12 protein-coding genes are annotated in these 14,218 nt (G+C 67.6%); 6 read left to right on the top strand and 6 right to left on the bottom strand.

What is annotated here, in order from left to right; all coding sequences use genetic code 11:
* Positions 1-86: 86 nt before the first annotated feature.
* On the bottom strand, positions 87-368 hold the full coding sequence (locus tag RQG77_RS12500) for a hypothetical protein (RefSeq protein ID WP_311245000.1): 282 nt from the start codon (positions 366-368) through the stop codon (positions 87-89).
* Between the two features lie 541 nt (positions 369-909).
* Here RQG77_RS12500 and smc point away from each other — a divergent pair.
* From smc to RQG77_RS12515, 3 genes are all read left to right on the top strand, one after another.
* Complete coding sequence (gene smc / locus RQG77_RS12505; protein ID WP_311245001.1) at positions 910-4,455, top strand: chromosome segregation protein SMC; 3,546 nt, start codon at positions 910-912, stop codon at positions 4,453-4,455.
* 97 nt (positions 4,456-4,552) lie between these two features.
* Entirely contained in the window at positions 4,553-5,425 is an 873-nt protein-coding gene (ftsY, locus tag RQG77_RS12510; RefSeq protein WP_056509708.1) for a signal recognition particle-docking protein FtsY, read from the top strand.
* Positions 5,426-5,469: 44 nt separating this feature from the next.
* Positions 5,470-5,970, top strand: coding sequence for a DUF2004 domain-containing protein (locus RQG77_RS12515; RefSeq protein WP_311245002.1), 501 nt, complete (start codon positions 5,470-5,472; stop codon positions 5,968-5,970).
* Positions 5,971-5,992: 22 nt separating this feature from the next.
* Here RQG77_RS12515 and lipA read toward each other — a convergent pair whose 3' ends face one another.
* Positions 5,993-6,982, bottom strand: coding sequence for a lipoyl synthase (lipA, locus tag RQG77_RS12520; protein ID WP_056509711.1), 990 nt, complete (start codon positions 6,980-6,982; stop codon positions 5,993-5,995).
* Positions 6,979-7,632, bottom strand: a complete 654-nt coding sequence (lipB, locus tag RQG77_RS12525) for a lipoyl(octanoyl) transferase LipB (protein WP_311245003.1) — start codon at positions 7,630-7,632, stop codon at positions 6,979-6,981. Before lipB ends, lipA begins: the two co-directional genes overlap by 4 nt.
* Positions 7,633-7,728: 96 nt before the next feature.
* Here lipB and RQG77_RS12530 point away from each other — a divergent pair, with 96 nt between their 5' ends.
* Both RQG77_RS12530 and ffh read left to right on the top strand, forming a co-directional pair.
* Positions 7,729-8,325: a TetR/AcrR family transcriptional regulator gene (locus tag RQG77_RS12530; protein ID WP_311245004.1), complete on the top strand. Its 597-nt coding sequence runs from the start codon at positions 7,729-7,731 to the stop codon at positions 8,323-8,325.
* A 78-nt stretch (positions 8,326-8,403) separates the two neighbouring features.
* Positions 8,404-9,957, top strand: a complete 1,554-nt coding sequence (gene ffh, locus RQG77_RS12535) for a signal recognition particle protein (protein ID WP_056509713.1) — start codon at positions 8,404-8,406, stop codon at positions 9,955-9,957.
* Positions 9,958-9,963: 6 nt separating this feature from the next.
* Here ffh and RQG77_RS12540 read toward each other — a convergent pair whose 3' ends face one another.
* On the bottom strand, positions 9,964-10,875 hold the full coding sequence (locus RQG77_RS12540) for an EamA family transporter (protein WP_311245005.1): 912 nt from the start codon (positions 10,873-10,875) through the stop codon (positions 9,964-9,966).
* A 78-nt stretch (positions 10,876-10,953) separates the two neighbouring features.
* Between RQG77_RS12540 and RQG77_RS12545 the strand changes: the two genes are divergently transcribed.
* Complete coding sequence (locus tag RQG77_RS12545; protein WP_311245006.1) at positions 10,954-11,889, top strand: LysR substrate-binding domain-containing protein; 936 nt, start codon at positions 10,954-10,956, stop codon at positions 11,887-11,889.
* 2 nt (positions 11,890-11,891) lie between these two features.
* On the opposite strand, the gene glpK is transcribed toward RQG77_RS12545, so the two are convergent.
* Positions 11,892-13,406 (bottom strand): glycerol kinase GlpK, encoded by a 1,515-nt coding sequence (glpK, locus tag RQG77_RS12550; protein WP_056509721.1) that lies wholly within the window; start codon positions 13,404-13,406, stop codon positions 11,892-11,894.
* Between the two features lie 29 nt (positions 13,407-13,435).
* Positions 13,436-14,188 carry an MIP/aquaporin family protein gene (locus RQG77_RS12555; protein WP_311245007.1) on the bottom strand — a complete coding sequence of 251 codons (753 nt, stop codon included), beginning with the start codon at positions 14,186-14,188 and terminating at the stop codon, positions 13,436-13,438.
* Positions 14,189-14,218 lie beyond the last annotated feature (30 nt).

The following is a 14,218-nucleotide window of genomic DNA, read 5'->3' on the forward strand; positions in this document are numbered from 1 at the left end:
CCTCCGCTGCATCCGCCCGTGCCGGCAGCACGAGCGGATGCAGCGATGCATCATCGGTGAGGGGAATGCCCATGGTGATCTCCAGGTCAGCGCAGCTGACGCTGCAGGTCGTACGTGAGCAGTGCGAGCGTCTCGCCGGCCGCGCGGTCTCGTCGTTCGAGAGGCGAGCCGTCCGAGTAGACCGGAGCCGACGTGCGGCGCTCCCGGCGAGGACGCTGAGCCCTCTGAAGCAGCCACAGGCCGATCCGAAGGGAGAGACGATCCGCGAGCGCGAGGCGCCGCAGCTCGTCGGGTGCGGGGATGTGGAGGACCTGTTGGCCCTCGGTATCCGGGGGATGGGTGATGTTGCGGTACAGCGTGGTATTCACGATGATCCTTCGAGATGAACGGTGTGGATGGGGGAGGCGAGCACCTGCGCAGGACGCCGAGAGGTGTCCGGGCGGGTGCGGAGAGTCGAGAGCCCGGGTCGCGAGAAGGCGATCGCCGGGGTCGGCGGGAATCCGTGATCCGAGGACGGATCAGAGGGTGGGCGCGGTGACACGCGGCTGAGGGATGCCCCTCACGGGGCGGCGACCTGCGGATGGCGCAGGACGGAGTCCTCGGGCTGCGGTTCTACGAGAGCGCAGTGGTGCGGACGCCGGCGGTTACCGAGTGCGCAAGACGCGGCGCGAATGGCGCGGCGAGGCCAGTGGCCTGTGCGGTGAGTGTGATCATCATCGGTAACCTCCTTTCGTGTGGCGATCCGGAGGTTACGGTAGCGAAACCCGGGCGTGTCCGTCAAGCACCTTCGGCGTGGATCGGCGTGTCGCGCCCTGTCCCGGTTCGATCGGGACCCGCGCGGGATGCCGGTTCTGAGCGGTCATTCCGGTAGCGTATGGGCGTGATTCACCCCCGAAGCGCGGCACGCGCATGCATCTGAAGAGCCTGACCCTCAAGGGGTTCAAGTCCTTCGCGCAGCCCACGAGTTTCGTGTTCGAACCGGGTGTCACCTGCATCGTCGGACCCAACGGTTCGGGCAAGTCCAACGTCGTCGACGCTCTCGCCTGGGTCATGGGCGAACAGGGCGCCAAGACTCTCCGCGGCGGCAAGATGGAGGACGTCATCTTCGCCGGCACCTCGACCAGGGGCCCACTCGGCCGCGCAGAGGTGCAGCTCACGATCGACAACAGCGACGGGGCGCTGCCCATCGAATTCGCCGAGGTGACGATCAGCAGGACCCTGTTCCGAAACGGGGCGAGCGAGTACGCGATCAACGGCGAGAACTGTCGACTGCTCGATCTGCAGGAGCTGCTCAGCGACTCGGGACTCGGTCGCGAGATGCACGTCATCGTGGGTCAGGGACGTCTCGACACCGTGCTCCAGGCATCGCCCGAGGACCGTCGGGGCTTCATCGAGGAAGCCGCGGGAATCCTCAAGCATCGGCGCCGCAAGGAGAAGACTCTCCGCAAGCTCGATGCGATGGAGACGAACCTCACACGCCTGAGCGACCTCGCCGGAGAGATCCGGCGCCAGCTGAAGCCGCTCGGCAGGCAGGCCGAGATCGCGCGCGAAGCGCAGACCATCGCAGCCGTGGTCCGCGACGCCAAGGCTCGCATCTTCGCCGACGACGTCGTGGCGCTTCGCACTGCTCTCGCCGATCACACGCGCACCGAGCATGAACGGCACACCGAGCGTCTGGTGCTGTCGGACCAGGCGGAGGCGGTGCGCGGGAGCATCGCGCGCCTCGAGCAGGACCAGAACTCGGTCGCCGTCGACCAGGCGAGGGGCGTGGCCTTCGGCCTCGAGCAGGTGCAGGAGCGGATGCGCGGGCTCTATACCCTCGCGAACCAGCGGCTCGCATTGCTCGGATCCGATGAGGACGACGCCGCGGTGACCGCCGTGACGGTGACGCAGAGCACGATCGACGAGGCGAAGGACGAGATCACCGAGATCTCAGCCGGCCTCGGCGACGCCAAGGACGCGGCGACCGTCGCGAGCCGCGAGGTCGTGAATGCACGAGCCGAACTCGACACGCTCGATGTGGACATCGCCGAGCAGAGCGCCCTGGTGTCCGAGTACGACATGCGGCTCAGTGCGCTCCGCGGAACGGCCGATGCCGCAGCATCCGCCCTCGCCGCGGTGCGCGGCGCGGTGCTGCGTCAGGAGAACGCTCTCGAAGCCGCGAACGCGCGTCGCCGCGAGGCCGCTGAGGCACTCGAGTCGATCGACGAAGCCGAAGCGCCGGAGGGCACGGCAGCGGAGCACTCGACCGCGTACGAGACCGCGCAGCGGGCGGCGACAGCCGCGGAGACCGAACGCGAGACGCTTCGGGAGCGACTGCATGCGGCCGAGCGCGAGGTCGACTCGCTCACGGCGAAGTCGGCGGCACTCGGAAGCGCGCTCGCTATCTCGGGCGGCGCTGCCGAGATCGTGAAGACCGGCGGTGCAGGCATCCGAGGACTGGTCGGTGACTCCGTCCAGGTCAGAGCGGGTTTCGAAGCGGCGATCGCGGCAGTGCTCGGCTCTCTCGCCGAAGGGGTGCTCGTGGATCGGGCGTCCGACGCGTTCGCTCTCGCGAACGAGGCTGCGGAGCAGCGCAAGGGCGTCGTCGACTTCGTGGTCGCCGGTGCCCTGCGACCCGCTGTCGATCTGCCCTCGCTCGAAGGAGTGACACCCGCGATCGACACGGTGACGGCTCCGGACGGAGTTCTGGGCATCCTGGCGCACGTCCTGATCGCCGAGGGGCTGGACGCTGCACGCACAGCCCGTGCGGCGCTCGACGCGATCGGCGACACCACGACGACGATCGTCACGACCGGGGGCGATGTGATCACCGCCCAGACGCTGCGCACCGGTTCCGGAGGTGAGCGGTCGCGCCTCGAGCTCGCTGCCGAGCGCGATGCGGCGAACGATCGCCTCGCAGAGGTGCAGGTCATCGTCGATTCGTTGCGAGAAGCACGCGAGGATGCGAACGAGATCGTCGAGAGCACCCGCCGCAACGCCAAGGACGCTCTCCGATCGCTGCGCGAACACGATGCTGCTCTCGCGAGCCACGCCGAGCAGGTCAACCGCATCACGGTGATGCACGAGTCCGCTGTCGCCGAATGCGAGCGTCTGGAAGCGGGCCTCGCCCAAGCGCAGTCCGCGGTCGAGGATGCTGAGGAGAAGGCCGAGGCGGCGAAGGCCGAACTCGAGGCCGCGGTGTCGGCGCCGCGACCGGTGTTGGACGCCTCGGCACGTGACGGGCTGCTCGACGCCCTTGAGCTCGCGCGCGAGGGTGAGGTCCGAGCACGACTCGAGATCGAGACGCTGCGCGAGAGGGTGCGCGCTGCGCAGGCGCGTGTCGCGAGCCTCGAACGTCAACGGGAACAGGAGCGCGACGCGGCCGCGGAGGCCGCACGCCGCGCGGTGATCCGGCGGGCACAGCGAGAAGCGGCATCCAGCGTCGCCGACGAGCTTCCGCGCATCCTGGACTCGATCGACCGATCGGTCACCGAGGCGCGGGTCGCCCTGGCCGAGGCGGAGTCCGCGCGGTCCGCACAGAACCAGGAACTCACCGCTCTGCGCGCGCAGGAGACCTCTCTGCGAGAGAGGCTCGCCGGACTCACCGAGAGCGTGCACGGACTCGAGCTGCAGATCCACGAGAAGAAGCTCCACCTCAACAGCCTGCTCGAGCGGGTCGCGTCCGAGCTCGCGCTCGACGAAGATATTCTCGTTGCGGAATATGGACCCGACCAGCTGGTTCCCCGCGATCCTGGCATAGAGCACACCGAAGACGAGCTCGCAGACGACACCGCGATCCCGTTCGATCGACGCATCCAGCAGCGCCGACTCGCCGATGCCGAGCGCAAGCTCGCACAGCTCGGACGCGTGAACCCGCTGGCGCTGGAGGAGTTCGCGGCCCTCGAACAGCGCCACGCGTTCCTGACTGAGCAGCTCGCCGACCTGACGCAGACCCGGCAGGATCTGCTGACGATCATCGCCGACCTCGACGAGCGCATGCAGACGATCTTCGCGAGCGCGTTCGAGGACACCAGGGTGGCGTTCGGCGAGGTCTTCCCGCTGCTGTTCCCCGGCGGATCGGGAAGCATCTCGCTCACGGATCCCGATAACATGCTCACGACGGGCATCGAGGTCTCGGTCCGTCCCGTCGGCAAGAAGATCGAGCGTCTGTCGCTGCTCTCGGGTGGCGAGCGCTCGCTCGCGGCCGTCGCCCTGCTGGTCGCCATCTTCAAAGCCCGTCCGAGCCCGTTCTACATCCTCGACGAGGTGGAGGCTGCGCTCGACGACGCGAACCTCGGCCGACTGCTCACGGTCTTCGAGCAGCTCCGCGAGAGTTCCCAGCTGCTCGTGATCACGCATCAGAAGCGCACGATGGAGATCGCCGACGCCCTCTACGGCGTCTCGATGCGACAGGACGGCGTATCCGCCGTCGTCGGTCAGCGTGTCGGGGACCGCGCCGCGGCCGCCGGCTGATCCGAGGAGCGGGCGAATCTCCGCAAAGCTCCGAAGTTGTGCTCAGAGCGTAGGCGTGGGCCGCAGGCGCTCGAGGCGCTACCCGTAGGCTGGAGTCATGGCGGAGAAGTCCTGGTCCCTCACCCGTGCGCTGCGCGGGATGTTCGTCAAGCCCACGATCGATGAGACGACGTGGGAGGACCTCGAGACGGCGCTCATCACCGCCGACTTCGGCCCCGACATCAGCGAGCGCGTCGTCGACGAGCTCCGCGAGAAGGTGGAGCGGTTCCGCACGACGGACCCGCAGGACCTGCAGCGGATGCTCCGCGAGACCCTCGAGGAGCACTTCGCCAAGTTCGACACGACCCTGAAGCTCACCGAACGCCCCGCCGTCGTGCTGGTCGTCGGCGTGAACGGGGTCGGCAAGACCACCACGATCGGCAAGTTCACCAAGTTCCTGCGCGGCTTCCAGCGCAGCGTCGTCGTCGGAGCCGCTGACACGTTCCGTGCGGCCGCCGTCGACCAGCTCGCCACGTGGGCGCAGCGCGGGGGAGCGGCCATCGTCCGCCCCCAGCAGGAAGGTCAGGATCCGGCATCCGTCGCGTACCAGACCATCGAATACGCGCAGCGTGAAGGCATCGAGATCGCGATCATCGACACGGCCGGCCGCCTGCACACCAAGGGCGGCCTGATGGACGAGCTCACCAAGATCCGTCGCGTCATCGAGAAGCAGGCTCCGATCAGCGAGGTGCTGCTCGTCCTCGATGCCACCACGGGCCAGAACGGCGTCATGCAGGCCGAGGCGTTCCTCGAGCACGCGGGTGTCACCGGCCTCGTCCTGACCAAGCTCGACGGCTCCGCCAAGGGCGGCTTCGTGCTGGCCGTTCAGGAGCGCACCGGCATCCCCGTCAAGCTCCTCGGGCAGGGCGAGGGCATCGACGATCTGACCGGTTTCACCCCCCATGTCTTCGTCCAGTCGCTCGTCGGCTGAGCACAGGACTACCGCCGCGAGCACGAGGCTGGTTTCATAGCGTTATGGCGATCGAACACGACTACTTCGGACTCCTGTCCTCAGGGCCCGACGGCTCGATCTTCTGGTCTGAGACGGTGGAGCTCGGCGACCAGAGCGTCACCGTCGATCTCACGGCTCCTGACCAGGACGACGTCTCCGCTGATGCCCTCGACATCGCTGCGTCTCTCATCGCCGGGCTCGAGAGCGTCGACGCGACGTCACGGCGTGGCATGCTCTCGGAGGTCGACGATCGCACGAGTGAGGTGACCGAGTACATCCTGCAGCAGCAGGAGGCCTACGGTGACGAGCTCGAAGACGTCCTGGTCGACGTGAGCGGCGACGCCGCCGTCGACATCATCCGCTCGCTGCGGCTCATGAGCATGACGATCCTGGCCGATGAGCACGGAGGATCAGAGCCTTTCGCCGTCCTCGAGTACGCGCTCGACGCCGGCACGACCGATGATGTGCTGCTCGTGAACCTCGGTTCCGACGGCAGCGTGCAATCGGTCATGAGCGCCGACTGACGCCGATGACCGCTCAGGCGGTTCAGACCGCCTGAGCGAAGCCGAGGTCGGCGCTGTCTGCGATGTGGGCCAGATGCGCGGGGATCTCGCGTCCCTTCGACACCATCGACTGCGCCCAGAGCCGGCCCGCGCGGTACGACGAGCGCACCAGGGGCCCCGCGAGGACGCCGAGGAAGCCGATCCGCTCGGCCTCTTCCTTGAACTCCACGAACTCCGTCGGCTTGACCCAGCGGGCGACCGGCAGATGGCGAGGCGACGGCCTCAGGTACTGCGTGATCGTGATGATGTCACAACCTGCGTCATGCAGGTCGTTCAGAGCCTGGACGACCTCCTCGGGCTCTTCGCCCATTCCGAGGATCAGGTTCGACTTGGTGATGAGTCCGGCGTTCCGTCCCTGTGTGATCACGTCGAGCGAGCGCTCGTAGCGGAAGGCCGGACGGATGCGCTTGAAGATGCGCGGCACGGTCTCTACGTTGTGGGCGAAGACCTCGGGGCGCGCGTCGAAGATCTGCCCGAGGAACGCGGGATCCGCATTGTGCTCGTTGGCGAGCAGCTCGACACCCGTGTTCGGGTTGAGCTCGTGGATTTTGCGGACCGTCTCGGCGTTGAGCCACGCGCCCGTGTCGGGGAGGTCGTCCCGGGCGACGCTCGTGACCGTGGCGTAGCGCAGGTTCATGCGCACGACGCTCTCGGCGACCCGCCGCGGTTCGTCCGTGTCGTAGGCGTCGGGCTTGCCCGTATCGATCTGGCAGAAATCGCAGCGCCGCGTGCACTGCGAGCCGCCGATGAGGAATGTCGCCTCCCGGTCCTCCCAGCATTCGAAGATGTTGGGGCAGCCGGCCTCCTGGCAGACCGTGTGCAGATCCTCGCTCTTCACGAGCGAGTGCAGAGCCGTGTACTCGGGCCCCATCTTCGCCTTCGTCTTGATCCATTCGGGCTTGCGCTCGATGGGGGTCTCGGCGTTGCGGATCTCGAGGCGCAGGAGCTTGCGCCCTTCGGGTGCGGCGGTCATGCGGGTACTCCTGCGTGGTCGGCGGGCGAGTATTCGGCGAGGAAGGAGGCGGCGACTGCGTCGACGATGTCCGCGGGGGAGACGTCGGCGCCGACGACCTCGCTGACGGTCGTCACTCCGGCGTCGGTGATGCCGCAGGGGATGATGCCCCGGAATCCGGACAGGCTGTTGTCGCAGTTGATCGCGAACCCGTGCATCGTGACTCCCTGCTGCACGCGAACGCCGATGGCCGCGACCTTGTCTTCGGAGAGTGGACGACGCACCCAGACGCCGCTTCGGCCATCCACCTGGTAGCCGTCGACACCGAGCGGTCGAAGGACATCGATGAGGATGCGCTCGAGCCGGCGGACGTGCGCGACGACGTCCATGGGCTCCGGCAGCCGGACGATCGGATACCCGACCAACTGCCCCGGCCCGTGCCACGTGATCTTCCCGCCGCGGTCGACGTCGATGACCGGAGTGCCGTCCTGCGGTCTCTCCTGCGGTTCCGTGCGCTTTCCGGCGGTGTACACGGCTTCGTGTTCGAGGAGGATGAGGGTGTCCGGGCGCGTGCGATCGACCACATCGGCGTGGGTGCGGCGCTGCAGATCCCATCCGTCCGTATAGGGAACGTAGGCCGGAGCGAGTCCGGGAGTCAGGATGTCGAGCATGATCAGGTCGCTCTCATTCAATACATGGATTGCGTCTAAGAATACTCCTCCTCATGATCCCCGGCACGCGGCAGCGACGCGCGGTAGCGTGTGAGCATGAGCAGCACGAGCCGAGCAGGGCGCCCCAAGGCGTCTTCGCGCGAGACCCTCGCCGAGGCTGCCTGCGAGCTGTTCCTCGAGCGCGGCTACGACGCGACATCCGTCGCCGACATCACGCAGCGTGCGGGCGTGAGCCGCTCGAGCTTCTTCAACTACTTCTCGTCCAAGAGCGACGTGCTGTGGTCCGGATTGGATGACCGCATCTCGAGCGCGGTCGGCGATCTCATCACGGTCCCCGCCGATCGCGAGGGGGTGGAGGTCCGACGGATCCTGACCGACCTCGTCGACGGCTTCACTCCCGACAGCCTCGCACTGGCGATGACGAACTCGTCGGCGATGGGGCTCGACGATGAGCTCGAACAGGATGCCGCGCTGCGCCAGGCGCGACTCGCGGCCGCGCTCGCGGATCTCGCGCGGCGATCGGGCGTCGCGCCTCTCCCGGCCGACATCGTGGCAGCGACCTGGTCTGCCGCGGTTCTCGCGGCCGTGCGGGCATGGGCGGAGGGCGGTGCGGGGCGCGGATCGGTCGGAGACAGGTTCGCCGATGCCGTGCGCATGATCGACCGGCTGCCCTGGGGCTCCGCACCCGCCTGATCGACGGCACCGACGAAACCGCCTGAGTGCGCCGTGAGCGCGGAGAACGGGCGAGATTCGCGTAAACTCGGTCTCACCATGGCTACCTTTGGCACGCTCTCCGATCGGCTCACCGAGACCTTCCGCAATCTGCGCACGAAGGGAAAGCTCACCGCGGCCGACGTCGACGGCACTGTGCGCGAAATCCGTCGCGCACTCCTCGACGCCGACGTCGCGCTCTCCGTCGTCAAGGAGTTCACCGCCAAGGTGCGCGAGCGTGCCCTCGGCGACGAGGTCAACAAGGCGCTCAACCCGGCGCAGCAGGTCGTGCAGATCGTCAACGAGGAGCTGGTCCAGATCCTCGGCGGCGAGCAGCGTCGACTCCAGTTCGCCAAGACCGCGCCGACCGTGATCATGCTCGCCGGTCTCCAGGGCTCGGGAAAGACGACGTTCGCGGGCAAGCTCGCGAAGCAGCTCGAGGGCGAGGGGCACACGCCCCTTCTCGTCGCCGCCGACCTCCAGCGTCCGAACGCCGTCAATCAGCTTCAGGTCGTGGCGGAGCAGGCCGGTGCCACGGTCTACGCTCCAGAACCGGGCAACGGCGTCGGCGACCCGGTCAAGGTCTCCCGCGACGGCGTGGAGTACGCCCGTCGCCAGCAGCACGACGTGGTCATCATCGACACCGCCGGCCGTCTCGGAGTCGACGCCGAGCTCATGAAGCAGGCGTCCGACATCCGCAAGGCGACCGACCCCGATGAGGTTCTGTTCGTCATCGACGCCATGATCGGTCAGGATGCGGTCAACACGGCCAAGGCGTTCCAGGAGGGTGTCGACTTCACCGGTGTCGTCCTGTCCAAGCTCGACGGTGACGCGCGCGGTGGAGCCGCGCTGTCCGTGGCGTCGGTCACCGGTCGGCCCATCATCTTCGCGTCGACCGGAGAGCGCCTCGAAGATCTCGAGCCCTTCCACCCCGACCGTATGGCCAGCCGCATCCTCGACCTCGGCGACATCCTCACCCTCATCGAGCAGGCCCAGCAGGCCTTCGACGAGGACGAGGCCATCAAGATGGCCGAGAAGCTCGCCACAGAGCAGTTCACGCTCGAGGACTTCCTCGACCAGCTTCAGCAGATGAAGAAGATGGGGTCGATGAAGAAGATGCTGGGGATGCTCCCCGGCATGGGCCAGATGAAGCAGCAGCTCGAGGACTTCGACGAGCGGGAGATCGATCGCACCGAGGCGATCATCCGCTCGATGACCCCCGGTGAGCGCCGCAACCCCAAGGTCCTCAACGGATCGCGCCGTCTGCGCATCGCGCGTGGTTCCGGTATGACCGTGACCGACGTCAACCAGCTCGTGCAGCGCTTCGACCAGGCCGCGAAGATGATGAAGACGGTCGCCCGCGGTGGCACCCCGAACATCCCCGGTATGGGATCGATGCCCGGCATGGGCAAGCCGGGGGCTTCGTCGAAGCGTGGCAAGAAGGGCAAGTCGTCTGGCGGCTCGCGCTCGGGCAACCCGGCGAAGCGCGCGGCCGAGAATGCGGGGATCGCGACCGCTTCCACCCCGACCGGGTCAGGATTCGGGCTGGGCGGGGCGAAGGCGCCCAGCGAGGCCGACCTCGCCGAGATCCAGAAGCTCTTCGGCAAGAACTGACGGTCGTCAGGCTCGGGACGCCGGCAGTGCTGGCTCCCGAGCAGGGGTCGATGACCGACGTGGCGGTCTGAGTGCCGCCAGCTGTCCCACGACGAGGGCGACGAGTACCAGAGCGATTCCGAGCGCCTGAAGCGGTGTGAACGACTCGCCGGCCACGAGTGTGCCCAACAGCGTCGCGACCACTGGGGAGAGCAGAGCGAGCAGCCCGGGGGCGACGACCGGCAGCAGCTGGATGCCTCGGAACCACAGCGTGTAGGCGAGCAGTCCTCCCACCGAGCCCAGCCACACGTATCCGAGCACCGCTCCGCCATCGATGGTGGCAGGAACACCTTCGAGGAGCAGCGTGAGCGGAAGGAGGACGAGACCGCCCGCGGTCAGCTGCCACCCCGCGTAGGCGACCGGTCCGACGCCTGCAGGGCGGCCCCAGCGCTTGGTGAGGATCATTCCGAGAGCGGTGGCGGTCACGCCTCCGAGCGCCGCGAGGATGCCGAGGGCGTCGAGCTGCGCGGCCGGACCCAGCACGACGAGAGCGACGCCGCCCGCTCCCGCGACGGCAGCGGCGGCAGTGAGCGGGCGGATCCGGTCGCGGAGAACGAGCGCGCTCATGCCGAGGAGGATCATTGGCTGTGCTCCAGCGACGGCAGCGGCGACTCCACCGGGCAGCCGCTCCGCAGCCAGGAAGAGCAGAGGGAAGAACGCCCCGATGTTGAGACTTCCGAGCACCAGGGACTTCAGCCACCAGCCGACGGACGGCAGCGTCCTGCCGATCGCGAGCGCGACGAGACCCGCGGGGAGTGCGCGGAGAAGACCTGCCAGAAGGGGATGGCCTGCGGGGAGCAGCTCTGTCGTCACGAGGTAGGTGGTGCCCCAGGAGAGGGGAGCAAGAGCCGTGAGGAGCAGAACGGGCATGCGATTCATGTCTTCAGCTTCATTCGTTCATTGCGATGAGTCCAACGCATGGTTGTCACTCCTTTCATGAAGGACGATCATGGAAGTGTGGATCTCCAGCAACTCAGGTACGTCGTCGAGGTGGCAACCGCGTCGAGCTTCACTCGAGCGGCCGAACGCTGCTTCGTCACGCAGTCCGCCCTCAGCCATCAGATAGCCGCCCTCGAGCGAGAGCTCGGACAGCGTCTCTTCGTCCGATCGAGCCGCAGCGTCCGGACCACCGAGGCGGGGGACGCCTTCCTGATTCACGCGAAGATGGCGGTGATGGCGGCCGACGACGCCCGTGAGGCCGCGGCTGCGGCTTCCGGCCGTGTCGTGGGCACGCTCCGACTCGGCGTCATCCCCACGGCGAGTGCGGTCTCGGTGCCGCGGGTCATCTCTCGCTTCCGCGAGGCGCATCCCGATGCTCGCGTCGAGCTATCCGTCGGCAACAGCGACACCCTCGCCGACGCGGTGCGGCGGGGCGACCTCGATGTCGCGCTGCTGGGCCTCCGCGAGGAAGCCGTGCCGAGAGGTGTCTCCTCGCGGGAACTCGGTCGCGAGCGCCTGGTCGTCGCGATGCCCCCGACGCATCGTCTCTCAGGTCGGACACGAGTCCGGCTCGCGGACCTCGCGGACGAGGTCTTCGCGGATTTTCCGGCAGGCACGTCGGGTCGCGCCCAGGGAGACGCGGCGTTCGCGGCATCCGGCATCTCGCGCGATGTGGCATTCGAGGCCGACTCGTCGGAGATGCTACTCGGGCTCGTCTCGGAGGGCCTCGCGGTCGCCCTGCTTGCGCCGGGCGTGATCGCCGCGTCAGCCACGGATGCGATCGCCGTCGATCTGGCCGATGGGCCCGTTCGAGTCCAGTACGTCGCGTGGGACGACCGCGCGCCGCGCAGCGTCGCGACTGCCTTCCTTCGCGTCCTCGACTCCGTGACAGGTTTCAGAGGAGACGAAACGGGCCCGGAGGAATCCTCCGGGCCCGTCTCCTCAGAACGCTGAGGTCACTTCACGTCCTCGTCGACCCAGTCCATCGACTTGCTGACGGCCTTGCGCCACAGGCGCAGCTGGCGGTCGCGCTCGGCGTCCTCCATCGAGGGCTCCCAGCGGCGGTCCTCCTGCCAGTTGGCGGACAGGTCGTCCAGACCGTTCCAGAAGCCCACGGCGAGCCCTGCGGCGTACGCGGCACCGAGTGCCGTCGTCTCGGCGACGACCGGACGAACGACCGGGACGCCCAGGACGTCAGCCTGGAACTGCATCAGCGCGTCGTTCGCGACCATGCCGCCGTCGACCTTGAGCTCGGTGAGGTCGACGCCTGCATCGGCGTTGACCGCGTCGAGCACGTCGCGGGTCTGGAAGGCGACTGCCTCGAGTGCCGCGCGAGCGATGTGGTTCTTGTTCGCGTAGCGGGTGAGACCGACGATCGCGCCGCGTGCGTCAGGACGCCAGTACGGAGCGAACAGACCCGAGAACGCGGGGACGATGTACACGCCGCCGTTGTCGTCGACCTGCTTGGCGAGCTCTTCGACCTCGGGAGCGGAGCTGATGATCCCGAGCTGGTCGCGGAGCCACTGGATCAGCGATCCGGTGACGGCGATCGAGCCCTCGAGAGCGTAGTGCGTCGGTCCGTCGCCGAGCTTGTAGCCGACGGTGGTGAGCAGCCCGTTCTTCGAGTGGACGATCTCCTCGCCCGTGTTGAAGATGAGGAAGCAGCCGGTGCCGTAGGTGTTCTTGCTCTCACCCTGGTTGAAGGCGGCCTGGCCGAACGTCGCGGCCTGCTGGTCACCCAGGATGCCGGCGATCGGCGTTTCGCGCAACAGCGACGAGTCCTCGGCAGCGCCGTACACCTCGGAGGAGGAACGGATCTCCGGCATCATCGAGCGCGGCACGCCGAAAGCCTCGAGGATGTCGTCGCGCCACTCGAGCGTCTCGAGATCCATGAACATGGTGCGCGAGGCGTTGGTGACGTCGGTCACGTGGACACCGCCGTCGACACCACCCGTGAGGTTCCACAGCACCCAGCTGTCGGTCGTGCCGAAGACGAGGTCGCCCGCCTCGGCCTTCTCGCGCGCACCCTCGACGTTCTCGAGGATCCAGGCGATCTTGGTGCCTGAGAAGTAGGTCGCGAGGGGGAGGCCCACGACGGGCTTGAACCGCTCGACGCCGCCGTCCGCCGCGAGGCGGTCGACGATCTCCTGCGTACGGGTGTCCTGCCAGACGATGGCGTTGTAGACGGCCTTGCCGGTCGTCTTGTCCCAGACCACGGCGGTCTCACGCTGGTTGGTGATGCCGACGGCGGCGATGTCGTGACGCGTCAGGTCGGCGCGGCTCAGGGCGAGCCCGATGACCTCCTGCACGTTGCGCCAGATCTCGGCGGGGTCGTGCTCGACCCAACCGGCCTTCGGCAGGATCTGCTCGTGCTCTTTCTGACCGGTCGCGACGATGCTGCCCTTCTTGTCGAAGATGATCGCGCGGCTCGAGGTGGTGCCCTGATCGATGGCGATGATGTAGTCGGCCATTGTGTTCTCCTTTGAAGTCAGGTTCTGTTTCAGGCGAGGTTCAGCAGGACGGGTGCGGCGACGGCGGCGAGGACACCACCGATGAGCGGACCCACGACCGGGACCCACGAGTAGGACCAGTCGCTGGAACCCTTGCCCTTGATCGGCAGGATGGCGTGGGCGATACGCGGTCCGAGGTCACGTGCAGGGTTGATCGCGTAGCCGGTCGGTCCACCGAGAGATGCACCGATGGCGACCACGACGAGTGCGACCGGGAGAGCGCTGAGCGGTCCGAGGCCTCCGGGGACGCCGATGTCAGCGACGCCGTAGTCGGCGAAGGCGAAGACCGCGAACACGAGCACGAAGGTGCCGATGACCTCGGTGACGAGGTTCCAGCCGTAGGAGCGGATCGCCGGTCCGGTCGAGAACACGCCGAGCTTGTTGGCTGCTTCGGGTTCCTCGTCGAAGTGCTGCTTGTAGGCGAGCCAGGTGAGGATCGCGCCGACGATCGCTCCGAGGAGTTCGGCGCCGGTCGCGACGGCGAACTGCGAGAAGTCGATCTTCCCTCCGACCAGGAGGCCGATGCCGACAGCCGGGTTCAGGATCGCGCCGGAGTATGCGGAGGCGAGGACACCCACGAAGACCGCGAGACCCCATCCCCAGTTGACCATCAGGAAGCCGCCGCCGAAGCCCTTGTTCTTCGCGAGGGCGACGTTGGCGACCACACCACATCCGAGGAGGATCAGCATCGCTGTGCCGACGAACTCCGAGAGGAAGTAGAGACCGAGATTCACATCAGTCATGTCTTCATTGACCTTTCTTGAGTGCCAGGG

This window comes from Microbacterium sp. WCS2018Hpa-23 (genome assembly GCF_031843845.1).
Classification (GTDB): domain Bacteria; phylum Actinomycetota; class Actinomycetes; order Actinomycetales; family Microbacteriaceae; genus Microbacterium.